This window comes from Aeromonas sp. TS_SC_11 (genome assembly GCF_057318915.1).
In genome coordinates, this window is the sequence record NZ_CM170470.1 from 3,541,115 (window position 1) to 3,564,857 (window position 23,743).

The 23,743-nt window shown below is 58.1% G+C and carries 23 protein-coding genes; 16 read left to right on the forward strand and 7 right to left on the reverse strand.

The genetic code is table 11. The features are described 5' to 3' along the window. Nucleotides 1-89: 89 nt before the first annotated feature. The 5 genes from pepN to AC1P02_RS16420 form a co-directional block, all read right to left on the reverse strand. Entirely contained in the window at nucleotides 90-2,714 is a 2,625-nt protein-coding gene (pepN, locus tag AC1P02_RS16400; RefSeq protein WP_485182677.1) for an aminopeptidase N, read from the reverse strand. Between the two features lie 136 nt (nucleotides 2,715-2,850). Beyond that, entirely contained in the window at nucleotides 2,851-4,866 is a 2,016-nt protein-coding gene (gene prc / locus AC1P02_RS16405; RefSeq protein ID WP_021138725.1) for a carboxy terminal-processing peptidase, read from the reverse strand. 8 nt (nucleotides 4,867-4,874) lie between these two features. Then, on the reverse strand, nucleotides 4,875-5,507 hold the full coding sequence (proQ, locus tag AC1P02_RS16410) for an RNA chaperone ProQ (protein WP_017412180.1): 633 nt from the start codon (nucleotides 5,505-5,507) through the stop codon (nucleotides 4,875-4,877). A 106-nt stretch (nucleotides 5,508-5,613) separates the two neighbouring features. Beyond that, nucleotides 5,614-6,072, reverse strand: a complete 459-nt coding sequence (locus AC1P02_RS16415; RefSeq protein ID WP_282790323.1) for a GAF domain-containing protein — start codon at nucleotides 6,070-6,072, stop codon at nucleotides 5,614-5,616. Nucleotides 6,073-6,182: 110 nt separating this feature from the next. Further along, nucleotides 6,183-6,641, reverse strand: a complete 459-nt coding sequence (locus AC1P02_RS16420; RefSeq protein WP_485182678.1) for a hypothetical protein — start codon at nucleotides 6,639-6,641, stop codon at nucleotides 6,183-6,185. A 283-nt stretch (nucleotides 6,642-6,924) separates the two neighbouring features. Between AC1P02_RS16420 and ccoN the strand changes: the two genes are divergently transcribed. From ccoN to ttcA, 11 genes are all read left to right on the forward strand, one after another. After that, nucleotides 6,925-8,349, forward strand: a complete 1,425-nt coding sequence (gene ccoN, locus AC1P02_RS16425; protein WP_034523587.1) for a cytochrome-c oxidase, cbb3-type subunit I — start codon at nucleotides 6,925-6,927, stop codon at nucleotides 8,347-8,349. Nucleotides 8,350-8,365: 16 nt separating this feature from the next. Further along, entirely contained in the window at nucleotides 8,366-8,980 is a 615-nt protein-coding gene (ccoO, locus tag AC1P02_RS16430; protein WP_005315614.1) for a cytochrome-c oxidase, cbb3-type subunit II, read from the forward strand. Between the two features lie 11 nt (nucleotides 8,981-8,991). After that, nucleotides 8,992-9,171: a CcoQ/FixQ family Cbb3-type cytochrome c oxidase assembly chaperone gene (locus AC1P02_RS16435; protein WP_005315611.1), complete on the forward strand. Its 180-nt coding sequence runs from the start codon at nucleotides 8,992-8,994 to the stop codon at nucleotides 9,169-9,171. Continuing rightward, nucleotides 9,171-10,148 carry a cytochrome-c oxidase, cbb3-type subunit III gene (gene ccoP, locus AC1P02_RS16440; RefSeq protein ID WP_005315607.1) on the forward strand — a complete coding sequence of 326 codons (978 nt, stop codon included), beginning with the start codon at nucleotides 9,171-9,173 and terminating at the stop codon, nucleotides 10,146-10,148. Before AC1P02_RS16435 ends, ccoP begins: the two co-directional genes overlap by 1 nt. A 130-nt stretch (nucleotides 10,149-10,278) precedes the next feature. Continuing rightward, a complete protein-coding gene (locus AC1P02_RS16445; protein WP_113720291.1) occupies nucleotides 10,279-10,767 on the forward strand; it encodes a FixH family protein in 489 nt (162 codons plus the stop codon). A gap of 86 nt (nucleotides 10,768-10,853) precedes the next feature. After that, the gene (locus AC1P02_RS16450; RefSeq protein ID WP_485182679.1) at nucleotides 10,854-13,247 is read left to right on the forward strand and encodes a heavy metal translocating P-type ATPase; all 2,394 of its coding nucleotides are present in this window, start codon (nucleotides 10,854-10,856) and stop codon (nucleotides 13,245-13,247) included. Between the two features lie 112 nt (nucleotides 13,248-13,359). Beyond that, nucleotides 13,360-13,548 carry a cbb3-type cytochrome oxidase assembly protein CcoS gene (ccoS, locus tag AC1P02_RS16455; RefSeq protein WP_005315597.1) on the forward strand — a complete coding sequence of 63 codons (189 nt, stop codon included), beginning with the start codon at nucleotides 13,360-13,362 and terminating at the stop codon, nucleotides 13,546-13,548. Then, complete coding sequence (locus tag AC1P02_RS16460) at nucleotides 13,532-14,218, forward strand: sulfite exporter TauE/SafE family protein (protein WP_059112705.1); 687 nt, start codon at nucleotides 13,532-13,534, stop codon at nucleotides 14,216-14,218. The genes ccoS and AC1P02_RS16460 overlap by 17 nt, the downstream gene beginning before the upstream one ends. Nucleotides 14,219-14,286: 68 nt before the next feature. Beyond that, nucleotides 14,287-15,042 (forward strand): fumarate/nitrate reduction transcriptional regulator Fnr, encoded by a 756-nt coding sequence (gene fnr, locus AC1P02_RS16465; protein WP_005315591.1) that lies wholly within the window; start codon nucleotides 14,287-14,289, stop codon nucleotides 15,040-15,042. A gap of 141 nt (nucleotides 15,043-15,183) precedes the next feature. Further along, on the forward strand, nucleotides 15,184-16,131 hold the full coding sequence (gene uspE, locus AC1P02_RS16470; RefSeq protein WP_005315586.1) for a universal stress protein UspE: 948 nt from the start codon (nucleotides 15,184-15,186) through the stop codon (nucleotides 16,129-16,131). An 82-nt stretch (nucleotides 16,132-16,213) separates the two neighbouring features. Continuing rightward, on the forward strand, nucleotides 16,214-17,122 hold the full coding sequence (gene ttcA, locus AC1P02_RS16475) for a tRNA 2-thiocytidine(32) synthetase TtcA (RefSeq protein ID WP_005315582.1): 909 nt from the start codon (nucleotides 16,214-16,216) through the stop codon (nucleotides 17,120-17,122). A gap of 81 nt (nucleotides 17,123-17,203) precedes the next feature. Here the strand turns inward: ttcA and AC1P02_RS16480 are convergent, their stop codons facing one another. After that, nucleotides 17,204-17,884 (reverse strand): DUF2987 domain-containing protein, encoded by a 681-nt coding sequence (locus AC1P02_RS16480; RefSeq protein ID WP_059167760.1) that lies wholly within the window; start codon nucleotides 17,882-17,884, stop codon nucleotides 17,204-17,206. A 76-nt stretch (nucleotides 17,885-17,960) separates the two neighbouring features. Then, the gene (locus AC1P02_RS16485) at nucleotides 17,961-18,698 is read right to left on the reverse strand and encodes a hypothetical protein (RefSeq protein ID WP_005315577.1); all 738 of its coding nucleotides are present in this window, start codon (nucleotides 18,696-18,698) and stop codon (nucleotides 17,961-17,963) included. 277 nt (nucleotides 18,699-18,975) lie between these two features. On the opposite strand from AC1P02_RS16485, the gene AC1P02_RS16490 reads away from it, so the two are divergent. The 5 genes from AC1P02_RS16490 (at nucleotide 18,976) to rbsB (ending at nucleotide 23,701) form a co-directional block, all read left to right on the forward strand. Next, complete coding sequence (locus tag AC1P02_RS16490) at nucleotides 18,976-19,593, forward strand: glutathione S-transferase family protein (protein ID WP_271774918.1); 618 nt, start codon at nucleotides 18,976-18,978, stop codon at nucleotides 19,591-19,593. Between the two features lie 224 nt (nucleotides 19,594-19,817). After that, a complete protein-coding gene (gene rbsD, locus AC1P02_RS16495; protein WP_212539481.1) occupies nucleotides 19,818-20,237 on the forward strand; it encodes a D-ribose pyranase in 420 nt (139 codons plus the stop codon). A gap of 20 nt (nucleotides 20,238-20,257) precedes the next feature. After that, nucleotides 20,258-21,823, forward strand: coding sequence for a ribose ABC transporter ATP-binding protein RbsA (gene rbsA / locus AC1P02_RS16500; RefSeq protein ID WP_485182680.1), 1,566 nt, complete (start codon nucleotides 20,258-20,260; stop codon nucleotides 21,821-21,823). Further along, on the forward strand, nucleotides 21,820-22,788 hold the full coding sequence (gene rbsC / locus AC1P02_RS16505) for a ribose ABC transporter permease (RefSeq protein ID WP_485182681.1): 969 nt from the start codon (nucleotides 21,820-21,822) through the stop codon (nucleotides 22,786-22,788). Before rbsA ends, rbsC begins: the two co-directional genes overlap by 4 nt. 37 nt (nucleotides 22,789-22,825) lie before the next feature. Then, the gene (gene rbsB / locus AC1P02_RS16510; RefSeq protein ID WP_021138711.1) at nucleotides 22,826-23,701 is read left to right on the forward strand and encodes a ribose ABC transporter substrate-binding protein RbsB; all 876 of its coding nucleotides are present in this window, start codon (nucleotides 22,826-22,828) and stop codon (nucleotides 23,699-23,701) included. Nucleotides 23,702-23,743: the final 42 nt, after the last annotated feature.

Below are 23,743 nucleotides of genomic sequence, written 5' to 3' on the forward strand. Positions count from 1 at the left end.
CCACCATGATGCGGTCACTGCGGCGCCTTGCTCGATGGTGTTTTCAACAAAAAGGGCAGGAGAGCCAGGCTCCCCTGCCCCGTCAACACTTACTGCTGTAGCGCCTTGCTCACCTTCTCGAACAGATCCCGTGCCAGTCCGTCCAGGTTGAACAGCCGGAGCAGCTCTGCGCGGATCAGGGCCTTGCGCCCTTCATCCAGTCGCTTGAACTGAATGAGCGGTGTGATGAGGCGAGAAGCCACCTGGGGATTGACCTCGTTGAGCTCGATGAGGATATCGGTCAGGAAACGGTAACCACTGCCATCGATGGCATGGAACTGCACCTGGTTGCTCATGGCAAAACTGCCGATCAGTGCTCGCAGCCGGTTCGGGTTGCGAATGCTGAAGGTGGGATGGGCCATCGCCTGACGAACCTCACTGAGGACATCGGTCGCCGGTTTGCTGCCCACCAGTCGCAGCCAGTTGTCCAGTACCAGCCCATCCCTGGCCCATTTGCCTTCAAAATCGGCCAGCAGTTCGGAACGGCACGGCAGCAGATAGCCATTGGCCACCTGCAGCGCCGCCAGGGTATCGGTCATGTTGTCGGCATTGGCGTATTGCTGGCGCACCAGCGCATCGGCATGCTCGGCATCAAGTGCCGCCAGATAACCGAGCACAACACCTTTGAGCGCACGCTTGGCCATATCGGCATGCACCACCTGATAGCCTTGCAGTTGCAGGCTCGCATAGGTGGTTGCCAATCGAGCACCTAACGCGGCGGCAAGACTAGCATGAATAGCATCACGCACCTGATGGATGGCATCGATATCGGCCACCTCGAACAGCTCGGCCAGGGTAGCTTCCCCCGGCAGGGCAAGGATCTCGGCCTTGAGTGCCGGATCCAGCGAGGCGTCATCCAGGATGGCGACAAAGGCTGCCAGCAGGGTCTCGGAGACGTCGACTCCCTGTCCGTGCTGCACCTGCACAACCCCTGCCATCACCGCCTTGTTGATCAACATCTGGGCCGCATCCCAACGGGCAAATTCGTTGCGGGCGTGGCGCATCAGGAAGGCCAGTGCCTCGTCGCTGTAGTCATAATGCAGCTTGACCGGCGCGCTGAAGTCCCGCAGCAAAGAGGGAACCGGCTTGACCGTCACCTTATCGAAGAGAAAGGTCTGCTCTGCTTCGAGCACGTCAAGCACCTGGCCTATTTCCTTGCCCTGATATTGCAGCGGGATGACGGCGCCATTTTGGTCATACAGCTCGATGTCTAGGGGGATGTGCAGCGGCAGTTTCTGCGGCTGATCCTGAGTCGGCGGCGTGTGCTGGCTCACATGCAGGCGATAAACGCCGCTGGCAGCATCGTACTCATCCGTCACTGTCAGCTCAGGGGTACCGGACTGGCTATACCAGCGGCGGAACCGACCGAGATCCACACCGGAGGCATCTTCCATCGCCTGCACGAAATCATCACAGGTCACTGCCTGACCGTCAAAGCGCTCGAAATAGAGGCGCATACCCGCCTGGAAATTGTCTTCTCCCAGCAGGGTATGCAGCATGCGGATCACTTCCGACCCTTTCTCGTAGACGGTCAGGGTGTAGAAGTTGTTCATCTCGATCACCACATCCGGGCGGATGGGGTGGGCCATGGGGCCGGCATCTTCGGCAAACTGCGGACCGCGCACGGTACGCACATTGTTGATGCGGTTGACACCACGGGATCCCAGATCAGAAGAGAACTCCTGATCCCGGAACACCGTCAGCCCCTCTTTGAGGCTGAGCTGGAACCAGTCGCGACAAGTGACCCGGTTGCCGGTCCAGTTATGGAAGTATTCGTGACCTATGACCCGCTCGATACCATGGTAATCGCTGTCGGTGGCGGTGGCCGGGTTGGCCAGCACGAACTTGGAGTTGAAAACGTTCAGCCCCTTGTTCTCCATGGCGCCCATGTTGAAGAAGTCCACCGCGACGATCATATAGATGTCGAGGTCGTACTCGAGGCCAAAGCGCTGCTCGTCCCAGCGCATGGAGTTAATCAAGCTCTCCATGGCGAAACCGGCTCTGTCCAGGTTGCCCTTGTCAACGAAGATCTCGAGGGCCACCTTGCGGCCGCTCTTGGTGGTGTAGTGGCTGCGCTCTACATCAAAGTCACCGGCCACCAGAGCAAACAGGTAGCTCGGTTTTGGGAAGGGATCCTGCCACTGCACGAAGTGGCGACCGCCATCCAGCTCACCGCTGTCGACCTTGTTGCCGTTGGAAAGCAGGAAGGGATACTTGGCCTTGTCGGCGGTGATCCGGGTGCTGTAACGGGCCAGTATGTCGGGGCGGTCCAGATAATAGGTGATGCGGCGAAAACCTTCAGCCTCACACTGGGTGCAGTAGGCATCACCTGACCTGTAGAGTCCTTCCAGCGCCGTGTTGGCGGCAGGATCCAGCAGGGTAACTATGGTCAGCACACATTCGGCCGGCAGGTTGAACAGGGTCAGGGTATTCTCACCCTGTTCGTACTCTTGATAAGGCACGCCATCCACGCTGACACTGTGCAGGGAGAGCCCCTCACCATCCAGTACCAGCGGCTCATTATGTTCACCGTTACGGCGCAGACGGGAGATGGCGGTGACCTGGGTCAGCGGCTCCTGCAGTTGAAAATCCAGATCGATGCTGTCGATCCAGTAGAGCGGAGCCTGATAATCTTGGCGATATTTGGCCGTCATGGCCTGGGAGTGATCGGTCATTATTGTTTGCTTCCACGCTTGTAATTGACGTGTCAGAGGCTGTCACAACCGGTTGGCAGGGTCAAATAGTTTGCATTCAGGCAAAAGAAAGGACGACCTGAGTCGCCCTTGTGTACCTGTTATTGCCAAGCCAACGTCAGCCTTGTTTGCTGAGTTTGGCCAGATCCGCCGTGATATTGGCCGCTTCGATCAGATACTCGTCGGGGGCTTCAAAATCCGCCGGCAATTCGTCGAGACTCTTCACCGCAGGTTTGCCAAGGCGTGCCAGACGTTCGTTGGTGCGCAGCAGCGCCTTCTCGTCCTGCTTGGCCTGCTCTGCCAGACGTTCCGCCTCATTGAGGGAGACAGACTTCTTGTCCTGCTCCACCTTGTAGTCGGCGATGTCCTGCATCACATAGGCAAACTCGGGATCCTTGGCGATCCGTGCCTCGTGGGCCGTTTTCAGCTTGGGCAAGAGGCTGGCGAAGTTACCGAGTTTTTCGTAACTGGCCGAGGCAATCTTGTCCCAGGGCAAGGCGTTGAACTCGCGACTTTCACCCGTCTCATCCGGTGCTACCGCAGTGGGGAAACCGATGTCGGGAGCGACGCCCTTGTTCTGGGTGCTGCCACCATTGATCCGGTAGAACTTGGCAATGGTGTATTGCACGTGACCCAGCGGCTGCTCGTAGAAGTCATAGACCTTGGCGAGGCTGCGATGCTGCTGCACTGTGCCTTTGCCGAACGAGTTTTCGCCGAGGATCAGGGCGCGACCATAATCCTGCATGGCGGCGGCAAAGATCTCGGATGCAGACGCGCTATACCTGTCGATCATCACCGACATGGGGCCACCGTAATAGATGTTGCCATCGTCATCGCCATTGACCGTGATACGGCCCATGTGATCACGAATTTGCACCACTGGCCCGCCAGCAAAGAAGAGACCGCTCAGGGCAGAGGCTTCGGTCAACGCACCGCCGCCGTTGCCGCGCAGATCGACGATCAGGCCTTCGATCTTCTGCTTGTTGAGGCTGGAGATCTCTTTGATCACATCATCGTGCAGGTTGACGTAGAAACTCGGGATTTCGAGCACCCCAATTTTCTTGCCTTCCGCTGTGATCACTTTGGACTTGGCGGCCCTGTCTTCCAGGCGCACCTTGTCGCGGGTCAGCTCAATCTGCTCGGTCTTGACGCCGGCGCCCTTGCCGCGCTGGATCTCCAGCTTGACCTTGCTGCCTTTGGGTCCCTTGATGAGCTCGACCACGTCATCAAGACGCCAGCCAATCACATCGACAATCTTGCCGTCGTCCTGCCCTACCCCGGTGATCTTGTCATCGGGTTTGAGGTGGTTGGACTTGGCAGCCGGGCCACCGGGCACCAGGGAGCGAATGACGGTAAAGTCATCCTCTGCCTGCAACACGGCCCCGATGCCTTCCAGCGAGAGGTTCATCTCGGTGTTGAAGCGATCGGCGCTGCGCGGGGAGAGATAACTGGTGTGCGGTTCGATGGCACGGGCGAAGGAGTTCATGAAGAGCTGGAACACATCCTCGCTCTCGGTCTGGGACATTCGCTTGATGGCGTTGTTGTAACGCTTGCCAAGCAGTTCCTTGATCTCGGGCCACTCCTTGCCGCTGAGCTTGAGGCTCAGGGCATCGAACTTGACCCGCTGGCGCCACAACTCGTTGAGTTCGCCTTCATCTTTGGGCCAAGCCGCCCCTTCCCGATCAAAGAGGTAATTGTCGGGCTGGGTAAAATCGAAAGGGGTATCGAGCAGTTTGAGGGCGTATTCGAACCGCTCATAGCGCCGCTGCTGGCTCAGATTGAACATCTCGTAAGCAGGCGCCAGCCGTCCTCTTTCGAGATCGGTGTCAAAGCCGTTACGGTACTTTTCAAAGCGGCTGATATCAGAGGCCAAAAACAGGTTTCGGCTGTAGTCCAGATTCTCCAGATACTTGTCGTAAATCACGGAGGAAAAGGCATCGTCCAGCTTGAACTGCTTGTAATGCGAGCGGGTAAACAGATTGGCAATTCGCTTGCTAGCCGTAGCATGTTGGCTCTCTTGAGCCAACACAGGCAAATCACTTTCCTTGAGCACCGGCTCGATGGCCTGTGCAAGCCCGGCAAGCGCCAGGCTACAGGCAACGAGGGAAAAACGAATTACGCCATGCTTCAACATTTGTCTCCTTAGAGAACCAGATGCTCAAATTTGACCCGCAGCATCATGCCGGTCTGCAGTTGGACCTGAACGTCATCCTTGGTCACTTCCTTGATGGTCGCCGGCACCGGAGACTTGCCCAGCACGACCCTGACACCCTGATCCACTTTCAGATTGGCGGCATCGACCTTCACCAGAGGCGCATCGGCAACGACTGCCTTGGGTGCGGCCTTGGGCTTGTCAGATTTGGCGGCAGCATCGGCCTTGCGCGGGGCAGGACGACGGGGCTGCTTGGCCTTCTCTTCTTTATTGTTGGTGCGACGGCTGGCAAAGACACGCTCTTTGCTCTCTTTCAGCGCTTGCTTGGCGTGCTCGATGTGCTCTTCGGTGAGCAGCTCGCCCGGGTTGCCGTCCAGATCGACACGGGCCTGGCCGGCTTTGAGGCCATGCAGGTAACGCCAGCTGGAGGTGTATTGACGCAGTGCAGAGCGCAGCATGGTCTTGGAGACTCTGGCATCGTCAGCGAGACGCTCGGCCAAATCCTGGAAGATGCCAATCTTGAGCGGCTTGGCCTCTCCTTCAGCGATGAAGCAGGCCGGGAACTTCTCGACCAGGTAGGCAACGATCTCTTTACTGTTCTTCAGCTTTTCAGTGTTTTCCATGTATAACCTTGGCTTTCATATAAACGCGCGGGTACGCCCGAGCACAACACAACAAAGGCCCCATTATAGAGAGCTTGGGGCCTTTTGCGAACCATCTAGCAATGACTTAGAGCATGCTTTCCAATATTTGCACCGTTTCTTCGAGTCCAATCCGGTCTTTCTCATCAAAACGGTTAAAAATTGGACTATCGATATCGAGCACGCCGATGATCTCGCCACCACGGCGCACCGGGATCACGATTTCGGCATTGCTGGCACCATCGCAAGCGATATGCCCTTCAAATTGATGCACATCGTCAATGAGCTGTGTTTTACCCTCAGCAACCGCAGTGCCGCATACCCCACGCCCGACCGGAATACGCACGCAGGCCGGTTTGCCCTGGAAGGGCCCGAGCACCAGAGTATCCCCCTGCAACAGGTAGAAACCCACCCAGTTGATGTCGGTCAGCTCCAGTGCCAGCAAGGCGGAGAGATTGGCCAGATTGGCAATGAGGTCCGGCTCCCCTTCCAGCAGCGCCTGCGCTTGCTGGTTGAGCCCGCTATAAAATGCTTGTTTTTCAATCATGATTAAATGAACTTCACTCCTTGATAATCTGTGCAAGGTAACGCCCTGCCTGAAAATTTCAAATCAATTTTCACTTCAACCCCATCCTCTTCTTTATTAAAGAAGAGGATTTAGCGGGCAACCGAGAGCGCCAGCTGCTGGCGCTGGCCATTGCTCCACTCGATATTGAGCTGCCAGATCATCATCGCCGAGGTACAGGATCCCACCATGGTCGTCCCCTGCCAGCCAGTGCCTGTGGACTCGAAACTGAGCGGTATAGTCCCCATGAACATGTCCCGCCCCTCCAGCCAGGCTTTTACCGGTTTGATCCCCGGATCCCCGCCCTGAAGCAGTATCATGAAGTCATGTTCGGCCTGTACCGGCAACGACGCGATACTGACGGTCAAGGGTTTGTCACCCAGAACCATGCTGCATGAGGTGTGAGACAGATCGCAGATTTGATCTTTTTCTGATCCCGCCACCTGGGCCTGCCCCCCGCCAAACCAGGTTCGATAGGCAACCAATCCGAGCAAAATAGCCAGGACGATCGCCAAGTGCACAATTTTGCGTGAAGTGAGTCTCTCTTTCATGAAAAAACAACCTTTTAAGATGCCTGAAAAATGACATTTTCGTGATCTCGCGCAAGGTAATTTATTAAGCAGGCGGGACCCGACGGAGCCAAATATATCACTGTTTATACTGTTATTTTACCTGTCGGTTCAGTATCATTCCCATTGAATTTTCATTTAGCTACTTTTTGCTTTTCCTTTCATTAACAGTTGTTAACAAGAGGCAGGGCAGTAGCCAATGATGTCGGTCCATGTCACTGGACACAAAATCAAACAACAGCAGCATCGGAAGCGGAATACAACGATGAGCCATATAACTAACCATCCTGAGTACAACTACACCGTTGTTCGCCAGTTCACCGTCATGACAATTGTCTGGGGAATTGTCGGCATGTCGGTTGGCGTACTGATAGCAGCCCAGCTGATCTGGCCTGCCCTCAACTTCGACACTCCCTGGCTGACTTACAGCCGCCTGCGCCCTCTGCACACCAATGCGGTTATCTTCGCATTTGGCTGTAGCGCACTGATGGCGACCTCCTTCTATGTGGTGCAACGCACCTGTCAGGTCAGACTGTTTGGAGGCAAGCTTGCCTCCTTCGTGTTCTGGGGTTGGCAGGCGATTATCCTCTCTGCCGCCATTTCGCTGCCGATGGGATTCACCTCCGCCAAGGAGTACGCAGAGCTGGAATGGCCTATCGACATCGCCATCACAGTGGTCTGGGTTGCCTATGCCGTGGTCTTCTTCGGCACCCTGGTCAAGCGCACCACCTCCCATATCTATGTGGCGAACTGGTTCTTCGGCGCCTTCATCATTACGGTTGCCGTGCTGCACATCGTCAATAACATGGAAGTGCCGCTTTCCGGCATGAAGTCCTACTCCATGTATTCCGGTGCCATGGACGCCATGGTGCAGTGGTGGTATGGCCACAACGCGGTAGGCTTCCTGCTGACAGCCGGTTTCCTTGGGATGATGTACTACTTCGTGCCCAAGCAGGCCGGTCGTCCGGTTTACTCCTACCGCCTCTCCATAGTGCACTTCTGGGCGCTGATCTCCCTCTATATCTGGGCCGGTCCTCACCATCTGCACTATACCGCCCTGCCTGACTGGGCTCAGTCTCTGGGCATGGTGATGTCCCTGATCCTGTTCGTTCCCTCCTGGGGTGGCATGATCAACGGCATCATGACCCTGTCCGGTGCCTGGCACAAACTGCGTTATGACCCCATTCTGCGCTTCCTGATCGTGTCCCTGTCGTTCTACGGCATGTCCACATTCGAAGGCCCCATGATGGCGATCAAGACAGTCAATGCCCTCTCCCACTACACCGACTGGACAGTGGGCCACGTTCACTCTGGTGCCCTGGGCTGGGTTGCCATGGTATCCATCGGTGCCATATATCACCTGATCCCGAACCTGTTCGATCAGGGCCGCATGTACAGCATTCGCCTTATCAACGTGCACTTCTGGCTGGCGACCGTGGGGACAGTACTCTACATCGTTGCCATGTGGATTTCCGGTGTGATGCAGGGTCTGATGTGGCGTGCAGTCAACGATGACGGCACCCTGACCTACAGCTTCGTAGAAGCGTTGCAGGCCTCTTATCCCTTCTACTTCGTGCGCTTCCTGGGTGGCTGCTTCTTTGTCACCGGTATGTTGCTGATGGCCTACAACGCCTATCGCACCATCTCTGCGCCCAAGGGTTCCCTGGAACCTGTCGCCACGCCCGCATGATTGAAGAGGTCAAAGCATGAGCAACAATAACCGTCACGAGATCTTTGAAAAAAGCGTACCCATGCTGGTGGTCGGCATCATCTTTGCCATCAGCCTGGGGGGGCTGGTTGAAATCACCCCGCTGTTCTTCCAAAAGCAGACCACTGAGCCGGTGGAGGGCCTCAAGCCCTATACCGCCCTGCAGATGGAAGGACGCGACATCTTCATTCGCGAAGGCTGTACCAACTGCCACAGCCAGATGATCCGTCCGTTCCGGGCCGAAACCGAGCGTTACGGTCACTACTCGGTCGCGGGTGAAAGTGTGTGGGAGCACCCCTTCCTGTGGGGCTCCAAGCGTACGGGTCCGGACCTAGCCCGTGTGGGTGGTCGTTACTCTGACGACTGGCACCGTGCTCACCTCATCAACCCGCGCGATGTGGTGCCTGAGTCCAATATGCCTGGCTACCCCTGGCTCGATACCACTGTGATGACAGGTGAACTGACTGGCAAAAAGCTGGCCCTGTTCCGTGATCACTTTGGCGTGCCCTACACAGAGGCCGACGTGCAAGGTGCAGGCGACGCCGTCAAGGGCAAGACAGAGCTCGATGCGCTGGTAGCCTATCTGCAATCACTGGGTCATGCCCTGAAATAAGGAGTCAGGATATGGATTACGGCACATTTCGCGGCCTTTATACCCTGCTGTTGATGGCCATCATGATCGGCATCATCGTCTGGGCATACAGCAAACGCCGCAAGGCCTCTTTCGACGAGGCAGCCAACCTGGTTTTTGCCGATGACGAGCAACCCGGTGCTGATAACAAGAACGCAGGAGCGAAACAATAATGAGCACTTTGTTTAGCATTTTTGTGACCGTCATAAGTCTGGGAACCATTCTCGGCTGCTTCTTGCTGCTGGTGTGGTGCCTGCGGGACAAGATGGGTGTAGAGGAAGGCAAGTCCATGGGACACGCCTTCGACGGCATCGAAGAGATCAACAATCCGCTGCCGAAGTGGTGGACCTATATGTTCATCTTCTTCATCGTCACCGGCCTGGTCTACCTGCTGGCCTTCCCGGGCCTGGGCAACTGGAAGGGTCTGCTGGGCTGGCAGAGCTCCAATCAGGATGTTCGCTCCCTGGCGGAGTCCAAGGCGGCGGCAGCCTCTGCCAAGGCTGAAGGACGTGCGGTGGAGTATGACCGTGAGCTGCTCAAGGCTGACGAGATCTACGGCGCCAAGTTCCGCGAGCTGACCTACCAGACAGACGGCAAGACTTACAAAGATATCACCGAGATCGCCAAGGATCCGGAAGCACTGAAAGTCGGACAGCGCCTGTTTCTGCAGAACTGTTCCCAGTGCCACGGCTCCGATGCCCGCGGCGGTCGCGGTTTCCCGAACCTGACTGACAGCGAATGGCAATGGGGCGGAGAGCCTGCCCAGATCAAGACCACCATCATGGGTGGTCGTCAGGGTGTGATGGCTGCCTGGGGCGAGATCCTGGGCAAGGATGGCGTCAAGGAAGTGGCCTCCTATGTGCTGGGTCTGTCCGGTCGCAAGGTTGACCTGGTGGAAGCCAAGAAAGGGGAAGCACGCTTTGCCGTCTGCGCCGCTTGTCACGGTCCGGATGCCAAAGGAGGGATCGCCTTCGGAGCCCCGGACTTGACCAACAACATCTGGCTGTACGGCGGTTCCCGTCAGGTGGTCGAGCAGACCATCACTCACGGTCGTCACGGTGTCATGCCAGCCTGGCAGGATATTCTGGGTGAAGACAAGGTGCACCTGCTTGCCTCCTACGTTTACAGCTTGTCCCACACCGACAAGTAAAATCAGCAGTAACATGTGATAAGCACGTGATTACTCAGCAAAAAGCCTCGACTCTTCGAGGCTTTTTGTTATCTTGTGTTGGCTAAATCCCCTCTATTTCGTTAATCACAGGTTTCACGGTAGTAGCACTATGTCCCAACCCTGGTATCGCCAATTTTGGCCCTGGTTTATCATCGCCCTCCCGGCCGCCGCCGTGATCGCCGGCATCAGCACGGCAATCATCGCCAGCAAGGATGGCGTCAATCTGGTCGCCGAAGACTATTATAAACAAGGCAAAGAGATTAATCAGGACTTGAGCAAGTTCGATCGATCCGAAGCGCTCAATATCCGGATTGCGCTGGAAGTGAACGGCAACGAGCTGACTCTCAAGCCCCTCTCGGGAGAAATCCCACCCCGTCAGGCCCTCTACCTCTCCCTGTTTCACCCGACCCTGGCCGGCATGGACAGCGAACACATGGTGACTGCTGACGCCAGCGGCGTTTATCGCCTGCTGCTAGACCAACCCTTGAGTGGCAAGTGGCATGTACGGGTCGATGCCTTCGACCATGAGTGGCGGTTGCAAGAGACAGTCCAGCTCCCGACCACAGCACCCGTCGAACTCGATCCCAAAGGGCGTTAAGTCATGACAGGCGGTTTTTACTGTGACGCGCCGGTTGCCGCCAACAGTCGAGGTGCCCTGCTCGTCATCCCCTGGGGTAACACACCATGAAGGCTTGCTTTCATTGCGGCGAGCCGGTTCCCGCCGCCAGCCACTATGCCCTCGAGATAAAGGGCATAGTGCAGCCCATGTGCTGCCCGGGCTGTCAGGCCGTAGCCGAAACCATCATGGAGTGCGGTCTCTCCAGCTATTACGATCACCGCACAGCGCCCGGAACCAGGGGAGAACTGGTGCCCGAAGAGCTGGCGGCCCTCACCCATTATGATCTTGCCGAAGTGCAACAGGATTTTGTCACCAACAGCGGCACGGGCAGCCACAGGGTGCGCGAGATCCAGCTCAGCGTTGAGGGGCTTACGTGCGCCGCCTGTGCCTGGCTTATCGAACGCCATCTGACCGGCATTGCCGGTCTGCACTACATCAACGTCAACACCACCACCCACCGCGCCCGCATCAAGTGGGATCCGGACCAGCTTTCGTTGAGCGATATTCTCAAGGGATTCGCCAAGATAGGCTATCGTGCCTACCCCTTCCAGACCCACAGCCAGGAAGCCCTCTATGCCAAGGAGGTGCGCAACTACATGTTCCGGCTGGCGCTGGCGGGCCTGGGGTCCATGCAGGTAATGATGTGCGCCGTGGCGCTCTACATGGATCTCTTCATCAGTGTCGAGGATGAGTTCATGGTCTACTTCAAGTGGATCAGCCTCTTGCTCTCGACCCCCATCATGATCTATTCGGCCCAGCCCTTTTACGTGGGGGCGTGGCGCAGCCTGAAACAGGGCCACCTCTCCATGGACGTGTCGGTGTCGCTGGCACTGATCGGCGCCTTCGTCGCCTCCATGTGGGCCACCGTCTTCAACACGGGTGAGGTCTATTACGACTCCATCACCATGTTTGTCTTCTTCTTGCTGCTGGGACGTTTTCTGGAGTTGCGGGCTCGGCGCAAGGCGTCCGAGTCCAGCTCCAACCTGGCACGGTTGGTGCCCATCATGGCCACCCGCATTGATGAGGAGGGTGAGCACGAGGTGGCGGCCAAGACCTTGCAGGCGGGCGATCGGGTACGAGTGCTGGCCGGTGCTACCCTGCCGGCTGACGGCATCATTGTCGAGGGACAGGCCAGCCTCAACGAATCCATGCTGACCGGCGAGCAACTGCCACTGTTCAAGCAGGTGGGCGACAGCGTCTATGCCGGCACCATCAACACGGATGCACCGCTTCAGATCAGGGTCAGCCATCGCATCGAAGAGTCGCGCATCGCCCAGATCATGCGGCTGCAGGATCATGCGCTGGACGACAAGCCAGCCATCGCCCAGATGGCGGATGTGCTCTCCCGCCACTTCATCCTGGTGCTGCTGATCATTGCCGCAGCCGTGTGGACCTTCTGGCACTTCCATCAACCGGAGCAAGCCTTCTGGGTCACCCTGGCCGTGCTGGTCGCCACCTGTCCCTGCGCCCTGTCGCTGGCCACGCCGACCGCCCTCACCTCGGCCACCGCACGCCTCACTCGCTCCGGTATTTTGTTGCGTCGCGGCCATGTGCTGGACGTGCTGACCAAGGCCAACCGGATAGTGATGGACAAGACCGGCACCCTGACCACGGGCAATATCAGCCTGACCAGCACAACGGCGCTGGCGGAGCTGAGCGAAGATCAATGCCTCGCCATCGCCCGGGCACTGGAAGCCTATTCCGAGCACCCCATCGCCCGCGCGTTTAAAAGCACGGCAGCCAACGACGTCTTGCTGCCTGCAAGCGAGGTGGTCCCAGTCATCGGCCACGGTATTGAGGGGGGTGTGGCAGGCAAGCATTATCGCATCGGCAGCGCCCGCTGGCTGGCTCTGCCCACAGAGCACACCGCCAGCCAGGGCCTTGCCATCTATCTGGCGGATGAATCCCGAGTGCTGGCCCGCTTTATCCTGGCCGATACATTGCGCCCAGATGCCAGGGCCCTGATCCAGGCCTTCAAGGCCGCCGGTTTGCAGACCACCATTCTCACCGGTGACAGCTCTGCCCAGGCCGACGAAGTGGCCCGCGAGCTTGGAGTGGATGAGCTGGTAAAGGGCGTCACCCCGGATGGCAAGCTGGCCTACCTCAAGGCGCGCGAAGCCCAAGGTGATATCAGCATCATGGTGGGTGACGGCATCAACGATGCCCCCGTACTGGCTGGAGCCCACGCCTCTTTTGCCATGGCGGGCGGCACGGATCTTGCGAAAAACAGCGCAGATGCCATCCTGCTGGCCGATGACCTGTCGCGCCTGCTGGACGCCCGCACCCTGGCCATCCGCACTCGCAAGATCATCAAGGAGAACTTCGCCTGGTCCATCGGCTACAACCTGCTGGTGTTGCCGCTGGCGGCCAGCGGCTGGTTACCCCCCTATCTGGCGGCAGCTGGCATGTCCTTGAGCTCCCTCATCGTGGTCACCAACTCCATGAGGCTCAATCGCTGAACCGTGAAGACGGCGTGCTCATGCGAATATGAGCGCGCCAACACATTGAATGAAGAGGGATCCTGGCCGGTAACTGGTTTACCATGACCACTCTCATAGCAAGGCTTGCATCATGAACATCATCTTCGTCCTGATCCCCATCGCCATCCTGTTTGTCATCATCGCAGGCGCCGTCTTCTTTTGGGCCATTCGCTCCGAGCAGTTTGAAGATCTCGACCGCCAGGGATCCAACATACTGTTTGATGAAGACAAACCTGCCCAGAAACCCATCGAGTCAAAGTCCGATGACCGCCAGCCTTGATCTGGTAGGGGCCCTGCTGGTGGGGCTCGCAGGCTCTGGCCACTGCATCGGCATGTGTGGTGGCGTCTCGGCCGCCCTCTCCATGGCCATTCCCCCCGAGAAACAGCACTTTTGGGGCCGACTTGGCTATCTCCTCAACTACAACCTGGGGCGGATCCTCAGCTATGTCATCGCTGGCGCTCTGGTAGGCGGGCTGCTGGCCACCACCAGCGAGCTCGGTGCAGGCAAACATGCCATCGCCGGATTGCGGCTGATGGCGGCGCTCTTGATGATAGCGCTAGGCCTGTACCTTGCCGGCTGGTGGCAAGGCATACTGCTGCTCGAGCGGATCGGTGCCCGACTCTGGCCACGGATCAAGCCGCTGGCAGGCAAGTTTCTTCCCTTCACCTCGGCCTGGCAGGCGTTCCCTTTCGGCATGATATGGGGCTGGCTGCCCTGCGGTCTGGTTTACTCCATGCTGACCTGGAGTGCCGCAGCTGGCTCTGCCAGTGGCGGGGCACTGATCATGCTCTGCTTTGGCATGGGAACCCTGCCGACACTCTTTGCACTGGGGGGACTGGCGGACCGGCTGCGCTACTGGCTGACCTTACGCAGTTTGCGTCAAGGCGGGGCTATTTTGCTCATTGCATATGGGCTGCATACCCTATGGGTCGGGATAGCGTCCTTTTGAAACCCTATCCAAAACGGATGAGTTGATGGTAAACTTGTTTGATATAAATCAATTATTCGTATGAGCCTATGATCCCGGAAAAGAAACCTGGCAGACGTATTCAGAGCGGTGGCTGTGCAATTCATTGCCAGGATTGCAGCATCAGCCAGCTCTGCATTCCCTTCACTCTGAACGACAGTGAACTCGATCAGCTCGACAGCATCATTGAGCGCAAGAAGCCGATCCAGAAGGGTGAGGAGCTGTTCAAAGCCGGCGATGAGCTGAAGTCGCTCTATGCGATCCGTTCCGGGACCATCAAGTCATACACCATCACAGAACAGGGTGACGAGCAGATCACCGCTTTTCACCTCGCAGGGGACTTGGTTGGCTTTGATGCCATTCACAAGCATGCGCATCCGTCCTTTGCCCAGGCGCTGGAAACGGCCATGGTGTGCGAGATCCCGTTCGACGTACTCGACGATCTCTCCGGCAAAATGCCCAAGTTGCGCCAGCAAATCATGCGACTGATGAGCAACGAAATCATGGGCGATCAGGAGATGATACTGCTGCTCTCCAAGAAGAATGCGGAAGAGCGCCTCGCCGCCTTCCTGCACAATCTATCGGTGCGTTTCTCCGAGCGCGGCTTCTCCGCCAAGGAATTCCGCCTCTCCATGACCCGGGGTGATATCGGCAACTATCTCGGCCTCACGGTGGAGACCATCAGCCGTCTGCTTGGCCGTTTTCAGAAGTCCGGCCTCATCAGCGTCAAAGGCAAATACATTACCGTGCTGGATCAGATGGCCCTCGGCGTCATGGCTGGCGCCCCCCGTCCTGCCTGCGGTTAATTTCCCCTCTGTCTGCCCTCGTTGCCGGATCGGTTTAGTCTGAAATTTGATCCGGCACATGTCCCCCAGCCTCCTCCTGAGCTAAGCTGTAATGGCTAAAGGTCTGTCATCATTGGTATTTTTGCCAAGGAGGAAGAGAACATGGTCAAGTACCGAAAAATTCTGGTTGTTATCAACCCGGAAGAAGAGCGGCAAGTTGCCCTCGAACGTGCGGTCAAAGTAGCTGAGCTCGATGAAGGCGCTCAACTGACCCTGTTACTCACTATTTATGACTTCTCGTACGAAATGACCGCCATGCTGTCGGTGGATGAACGGGAAGAGATGCGCCACGGCGTGATCGCCCAGCGTCGTGAATGGCTAGACGACATTCTCAAACCCTACCGTGCCAAGGGACTGGACTACGAAGTCAAGGTGGTCTGGCACAATCGCCCCTTCGAGTGTGTCATTCAGGAAGTACTGGAGAATCGCCACGACCTGGTGGTCAAAGCGACCCATCATCACTCCTTCCTGCAAACCTTCATCTTTACTCCGACCGACTGGCATCTGCTACGCAAGTGCCCCTGCCCTGTCCTGCTGGTCAAGGAGGGCCACTGGCAACGGGGTGGCAACATTATTGCGGCCATCAACTGCTCCAGCGACGATCAGGATCAGAAAGTGCTGAACGAACGGATCACGGAGGAAGGCATTGGCATTGCCGAGTTGCTCGGCTCCAACCTTTATCTGGTCAATACCTATCCCGGTACCCCGGTCAATGTGGCCATAGAGTTGCCGGAGTTCGACCCCAACGCTTACAACGAGGCTATTCGCAAACACCATGAGAGCCTGCTGCTGAGCCATGCCGACAAATATGGCATAGGCCATCTGTGGACCCGAGTGGCGGAAGGATTGCCGGAAGAGGTGTTGCCCGACCTGGCTGACGACCTGCAAGCCACCCTGATGATCATGGGGTGTGTCGGTCGCACCGGCCTCTCTGCCGCCCTGCTCGGTAATACCGCCGAACACGTGGTAGACAGGCTCTCCTGCGACATCCTGATCCTCAAACCCGACGATTACAGCTGCCCGGTCGATAGCCGGCGTCGTCAATCATAAGGCGCCTTTCATCCTGGCACCTTGCCCTCCCCCGGGACATGGCTATAATAACGCGCTTATTTGTGTCCCGGGTTTTACGAGCATGCTAGAAGAGCTGAACGCAAAAGATAAATACAGTTTCAACAAACTGCAAAAGCGCCTGCGGCGCAACGTAGGTCAGGCCATCGCCGACTTCAACATGATTGAAGAGGGCGACAAGATCATGGTGTGCCTGTCCGGCGGCAAGGACAGCTTTGCCATGCTCGACATCCTGATGAGCCTGAAGGCAAGCGCCCCCATCCATTTTGATCTGGTGGCCGTCAACCTGGATCAGAAGCAACCCGGCTTCCCCGAGCATGTGCTGCCTGAGTACCTGGCAACTCTGGGCGTTGACTTCAAGATCGTCGAAGAAGATACCTACTCCATCGTCAAGGACAAGGTACCGGAAGGCAAAACCACCTGCGCCCTCTGCTCCCGCCTGCGCCGAGGTATTCTCTATCGCACGGCGCAAGAGCTGGGGTGCACCAAGATTGCCCTCGGCCATCACAGGGATGACATCCTTGAAACCCTGTTCCTCAACATGTTCTACGGCGGCAAGCTCAAGTCCATGCCGCCCAAACTGGTGAGCGACGATGGCAAGAACGTGGTGATCCGCCCGCTGGCCTACTGCAAGGAGAAAGACCTGGTACGTTACGCCGAGGTCAAGGCCTTCCCCATCATCCCCTGCAACCTGTGCGGCTCACAGGAGAACCTGCAGCGTCAGGCCATCAAGCAGATGATGCAGGATTGGGATCGCCGCTTCCCGGGTCGTATCGAAACCATGTTCACCGCCATTCAGGACGTGATCCCGAGCCACCTGCTCGATCACAAGCTGTTCGACTTCAAGAGCATCAACCGTGACTCCGGCATCATAGATGGCGGCGACAAGGCATTTGATCCGCCCGAACTGCCGACAGCCCCCTTGCTGAACATCGACGAGATGGACGTGCTGGATGTGATCGAAGTGCGCTAGGCACTGCACAATCGGTAACGAAATCTGCAACGAAAAAGGAGCGCCTGGCGCTCCTTTTTCTCTTTCTGGCGTGGCGCTTGCTCAGCCCTTGTGCAACCAGGGGGTCAGTCGCAGTATGTCCCCCTTCAGTTGCAGCTTGCCCGCTGCGAAGTCTGCCAGTTGTGCGTTGCTCAGCAGCAACTGCCCCTCTTGCCAGGAGAGTGGCAGCTGGCGGGCGCCATCAACCAGATAGGCAGTACCAGTCGGTTGCACCAGTGTCACCCGCACACCCGCCATCTCGGGCAGGAAATACTTGCCGACCATGCCGGCCAGCTTGCTCAGCAGGGCCTGCATATCCTGCTGGCGCTTGACCACCTCGGCCACCTTGAGCTCCCACTGGCTGCCTGACACTGGTGGGGCATCGGCCATCACCTGCACCGAAAGATCGCAGGCAGCGTGCGCCTCGGTCAAGCCCACCACCACGGTCGCCTTGTCCAGATTGAGATCATCGTCGTAGGGCAGCCGCAGCTCGCTGTCTACCGTCACCTCGGCAGCCACGTCCCGATCCAGGGTAGAAACCCGGGCCGAGGTGAGCAGGCAACGCTGTCCATTTTGTTGATCGGTCAGATAAAATCCCAGTCTGGCATGGCCAAACTCCCCCTTGGCAAAGGTCTTCATCTGGCTGTAGAAAGTACTGTATTGCAGATCCAGTGAAGGCTGTGCCAACCCCAGGGTGGGCAACAGCAGCAAGCTTGCCGCTACGCCATGTCGAGCCATCTTCATGTGCCATCCTTTTGCATCACGCACTCGTCATGCGTTGAAATCTTGGTGTGCCATCTCTTGGCACTGAATACGCCGGTCAAGCGCTGAAATGATCGGGACCTTCGCTCACTTCGGTCACTTCTACCGCGACCCCGCACAGATCCCGATAGAGGATCCCCTTGCAGTTGAAGTAGAGAGGAGCCACCCAGATAAGCCCCAGACCCATGGGGAGCAGCGCCAGGAAAAACAGCGCCAGCATGACACCGTGCAGCAGCACTATGCTGGGCCAGCCGCGAACAAACAACTTGAGCGACACCAGAATGGCCTGCACCGGTGACAAGCCGCGTTCCAGCACCAGCGGCACGGTAAACACCAGCCCCATGCCGATCAGCGCAGACGGTATGAACGCCAGCATCACCGGCAAGCCCACCAGTTCAAACAGAGGACCGAACAGGCTGGTGATCATGCTGCCCAGCAGGCTCAGGCTGCCGAGGCGCAGGAAGTGGCGAAAGAAATCGAATACCTGGCTCGGACGGGCACGGACGCCGACCGATTGCTGCAATCCCAGCATGTCGAGAGACGAGGTCATGGGTGCCATCATGATGGTGATGAGCAGACTCAGCACCAGGGCAATATCCATCCCCCCTTCCTGATTGACGTAAGGCGCCAGCAGGGTATTGCTCAGCAACATCCAGATGGAGGTAACCCCTACTATAGCCAGCAGCAGGCCGAAACCGGTACGGCGCGTCTGTTGCCAACTCTCTTGCAGTACCCCCTTGAGGTCGAGGCGATATCCCTGACTCAGGGATTGCTCGAGGGAACCACCGATCCGCATTTTATTACTCAATGGACTATCCAACATCAGAAAAACACTATTCAGGGGGGCACATTATAGCGATTTGACCCGGTATGCGTAGCCGTTTTTCCCCTTATCTGCTGGTAGGAAAGCCTTTGATTTCATAAGCGCAGGCCGGTTCACCTCCTTCCTTTCCCGCCTTGGCCCGCCGTTGTGATGGGCGTAGGATGCCAACAGATATACCGCATTTGCTGACTGCCTCCGCCCTTCCCCATCCGGATGACGCGAGGAGAACACACTTCACAAGGAGACATGCATGTCTGATTTGACCCTGTATCTCGCCCCTGGCACTTGCGCCATGGCCGTACACATAGCGCTGACCGAGGCCCGGGCCCACCATCAGGTCAAGCGACTCGACCTGGCGGCGGGGGAGCAGCGCTCTGCCGCCTATCTTGCCATCAATCCCAAAGGCCGGGTGCCGGCGCTTGTTACCGAGCGCGGCGTGCTGACTGAAACCCCGGCACTGCTGCTCTATGTGGCGCAGCGCTTTCCCGATGCCAAGCTTGCCCCGTTGGATGACCCTTTCCTGCTGGCCCGCATGCAGGAGGTCAACAGCTTCCTTGCCTCCACCGTGCATGTCTCCCATGCCCACGGACGCCGCGGCAGCCGTTGGGCCGATGATGAACAGGCTGTCGCCGCCATGCAGGTCAAGGTGCCGCAAAACATGCGCGATGGCTTTGCCGAAATTGAACGCCACTATCTGGTCGGCCCCTGGGTGCTGGGGGAGCGCTTCAGCCTTGCCGACATTTACCTGTTCGTGGTCGCCGGCTGGCTCGAGAGCGATGGGGTGGCCATCAGCGAGTTCCCCAGGGTAGCAGCCCACTATCAACAGATGCTCACACGCCCCGGCGTGCAACAGGCCCTCGCCCTCTGATCCCTCTCTCCTTCAATCCTCTGCATATGGGTGCCTGTACGCTGTCTGGCACCTCTTTTCATCCTTTTCCCCCCGGCATTGAGATCGTTTTCACATTTCTGCCATCTCCCTGTAGATCAAGCGTGCCTTAGCGCCTATCGTTTACCTCATGACGCAACCGGTTGCGTAACCGGTTGCCTTGATAAACATCAGATACGCAGACGCAAGTCTGCCGAGGTGCTGTTATGAAACGAGGCGTACTGCTCAATGCTCCCTTGAGTGCCCTGGTGGCACAGATGGGCCACACCGACGAGATCACAGTGTGCGATGCGGGATTACCCATTCCAGCGGGGCCGGAGCGCATCGATCTGGCGCTGATGGCGGGCACCCCCAACCTGCAGACAGTGCTGAAAGCGCTACTGACGGATCTTGTGGTGGAAAAAGTGATCATGGCCAGCGAGATAAAGCTGATCAGCCCTGACACCCATCAAGCCCTGCTCGATCAGATCGAGACCCACGCGCTCGAGCAAGGCAAACCCATTGCCATCGAATATTGCCTGCATGAGGAGTTCAAGACCCGCTCCCGCCAGAGCAAGGCAATAGTGCGCAGCGGCGAAGTAACGCCCTATGCCAACCTCATTCTCTGCGCCGGCGTGGCGTTTTAAGCCTCTTCAAGGAAGCTGCAATGAGCACAACTCCCTCCCCCCTTTCGGGGCTCACCGGGAGCGTTGAGACGCCCCCCTCGCCCATTCTGGAGCTGACCGGGATCGTCAAGACCTTTCCCGGTGTCCGCGCCCTCGATGAGGCAGGACTCAAGGTTTACCCGGGCCAGGTGATGGCCTTGCTCGGCGAGAATGGCGCCGGCAAATCCACCCTGATGAAGGTGCTGACCGGCATCTATCAAGCCGATGCGGGCAGCGTCAGTTACCGCGGCCAGCCTGTGCACTTCAAGGGTCCCCGCGACTCCCAGGATCAGGGCATCAGCATCATTCACCAGGAGCTGAACCTGCTGCCGGAGCTCTCAATTGCCGCCAACATCTTCCTTGGCCGCGAACCGCGTACCCGTTTTGGCAGCATTGACCACAAGCAGTTGCGCGAGCGCGCCAGCAGCCTGCTCGGTCGTCTCGGCGTCAAGCATGGTCCGGATACCCGGCTCGGAGAGCTGTCGATTGGTGAACAGCAGATGGTGGAAATTGCCAAGGCCCTCTCGTTCGATGCCAGCGTTATCATCATGGATGAGCCCACAGATGCCCTGACCGACACCGAAACAGAGCAGTTGTTCACCGTGATCCGCGAACTGCGCCAGCAGGGCTGCGGCATCGTCTATATCTCCCATCGCCTCAAGGAGATCTTCCAGATCTGCGACCGGGTTACCGTGCTGCGTGACGGCAAGTGGATCGGCGAGAAAGCAGTGAGCGATCTCGATGAAGACAGGATCATCGAGATGATGGTCGGTCGGCGGCTGGAAGAGCAGTACCCGCGCCTGCATCGGGAACTGGGTCCTGTCAGCCTGCAAGTCAAAGATCTGGCTGGCCCGGGTGTGCGCGGGGTGAGCTTCTCACTGCGTCAGGGGGAGATACTGGGCTTCAGTGGCCTGATGGGCTCAGGCCGTACCGAGCTGATGAAACTTATCTACGGGGCCAGTCCCATCAGCGCCGGCGCTGTCGAGGTCGATGGCAAGGTCATGGTGCCACGCACCCCTGCCGATGGGCTGGCCGTCGGCATCGCCTATATCTCCGAAGATCGCAAGGGGGATGGGCTGGTGCTGGAACTCTCGGTGCGGGAAAACATGAGTCTGTGCGCCCTCGATGAGTTCATCCGTGGCGGCAAGATCGACGGCAAGGCCGAGCGCCAGGCGGTGAGTGACTATGTGCGCCTGTTCAACATCAAGACCCCGAGTCAGGATCAGCTGATAAAGCTGCTCTCCGGTGGCAACCAGCAGAAGGTGGCCATCGCCAAGGGGCTGCTGACCAAGCCCAAGGTATTGATCCTGGATGAGCCGACCCGCGGCGTCGACGTGGGTGCCAAGAAAGAGATCTACCAGCTCATCAACCAGTTCAAGCAGGAGGGGATGAGCATCATCCTGGTCTCCTCCGAGATGCCGGAAGTGCTCGGCATGAGCGATCGCATCATGGTGATGCACGAAGGGCGCATCAGCGCAGAATTCATGTCCGCGGACGCCAATCAGGAGAAACTGATGGCGGCGGCAGTTGGTAAACAGTGGCAATCAGAGCAAGAGGCCTTTCAATGACAACCCAAACCCTTTCCCGCCGCGGCATCATGAGCAAGGCCTGGTGGATCGAGAACAAATCCCTAGTCGCCCTCTTGGTGCTGATTGGCGTGGTCTCGGCCTTAAGCCCCAACTTCTTCACCGCCGACAACCTGCTCAACATACTGCGCCAGACGTCGGTCAACGCCATCATGGCGGTCGGCATGACGCTGGTCATCCTCACCGCCGGCATCGATCTGTCGGTCGGCTCTGTGCTGGCCCTGTGCGGCGCTCTGGCAGCCACCATGGTAGCGATGGAGTTGCCCATTGCACTGGTGGTGCCACTGACCCTGGGGGCCGGTGCCCTGCTCGGCGGCATCAGCGGCCTCATTATCGCCAAGGGCAAGGTGCAGGCATTCATCGCCACCCTGGTCACCATGACAGCCCTGCGCGGCGTGACCATGGTCTATACCGAGGGGCGCCCCATCTCCACCGGTTTTAGCGAGGGATCCGATCACTTCGCCTGGCTCGGTACCGGTTACCTGCTTGGTCTGCCTGTGCCCATCTGGCTGATGGCCATCGTCTTCCTGCTGGCCTGGTACCTGCTCAACCACACTCGTCTCGGTCGCTACATCTACGCTCTGGGCGGCAACGAATCTGCCACCCGCCTCTCCGGCATCAATGTGGCCAGGGTCAAACTCGCCGTATATGGTCTGTGTGGCATGCTGTCGGCGCTGGCTGGCCTCATCGTCACCTCCCGCCTCTCCTCTGCCCAGCCGACGGCCGGCATGGGCTACGAGCTGGACGCCATCGCCGCCGTTGTGCTTGGTGGCACCAGCCTGATGGGGGGCAAGGGCCGCATCATGGGAACCCTGATCGGTGCCCTCATCATCGGCTTCCTGAACAACGCCCTCAACTTGCTCGACGTCTCGTCCTATTACCAGATGATCGCCAAGGCCAGCGTCATTTTGCTCGCCGTGATGGTCGATAACAAAAGCAATCGATAACAACCTAAGCCATGCCACACACACAAGGAATGAAATGATGAAAAAGCTCAATACCCTGCTCGCTGCCGCCATCATGTCTGTGCTGGGCACCGCCCAGGCCGCCGATCAGACCCTGGCGATGGTGGTCTCCACCCTCAACAACCCCTTCTTCGTCACCATGAAAGAGGGGGCCGAAGCCAAAGCCAAGGAGCTTGGTTATGAACTGGTGGTACTGGACTCCCAGAATGACCCGGCAAAGGAGCTCTCCAACGTGGAAGATCTCACCGTGCGCAAGGTCAACGCCATTCTGATCAACCCGACCGACTCCGAGGCCGTTGGCAATGCCATCCGCCTGGCCAACAAGGCCAACATCCCTGTGCTGACCCTGGATCGCGGTGCCGCACAAGGTGAGGTCAAAGCCCACATTGCCTCCGACAACGTGGCTGGCGGCAAGCTGGCTGGCGACTTCATCACCCAGAAACTGGGTGCTGGCGCCAAGGTGATCCAGCTAGAGGGGATCGCAGGTACCTCCGCCGCCCGTGACCGTGGCGAAGGTTTCGCCCTGGCCGTGGCTGCCAACAAGCTGGAAGTGCTGGCCTCCCAGCCTGCCGACTTTGACCGCACCAAGGGGCTGAACGTCATGGAAAACCTGCTGGCCGCGCACCCGGGCGTGCAAGCCGTGTTTGCCCAGAACGACGAAATGGCGCTGGGTGCCATCCGCGCCGTACAGGCGGCCGGCAAAGAGGTGATGATCGTCGGCTTCGACGGCACTGATGATGGCAAGGCCGCCGTTTCCCGTGGCAAACTGGCCGCCACAGTAGCGCAGCAACCGGCCCTGATCGGTGCCATCGGCGTGGAAACCGCCGACAAGGTACTCAAGGGTCAGCCAGTAGAAAAATCCATCCCGGTACCGCTGCAAATCGTCAGCAAGTAATGTGACAGGGGGGAGCTTGGCCTCCCCCCTTGTTTCTTGAGT